We start from the raw sequence: 212 nt of genomic DNA on the forward strand, positions 1-212 counted from the left end.
TTGTCGAGGTTGTAGGTCCAGTTGCCGTCGGCATCGAGGCTGAAGGTGCCGTGGGCGCCTTTGACCTGGTCCTGGGGCTGGAAGCGGGCCTCACCCTGATCGACATCGGTGGCGACCAGCTTGCCGCTGGTGCTGAGGGTGACGTCCTCTTTGACCGCGCCCTGGTCGGAGCCCGGGGTGGCGACGCCGATGCTGGTGTCGTCGTTGGTGCC

Annotated in this window: 1 protein-coding gene; it reads right to left on the minus strand. The window is 67.0% G+C overall.

The features are described 5' to 3' along the window. The coding region (locus tag AACW18_RS15920) for a VCBS domain-containing protein (RefSeq protein WP_218390103.1) at nt 1–212 on the minus strand (212 nt) is incomplete at both ends.

The organism is Aeromonas sp. sia0103 (assembly GCF_963895295.1).
Taxonomy (GTDB): domain Bacteria; phylum Pseudomonadota; class Gammaproteobacteria; order Enterobacterales; family Aeromonadaceae; genus Aeromonas; species Aeromonas encheleia.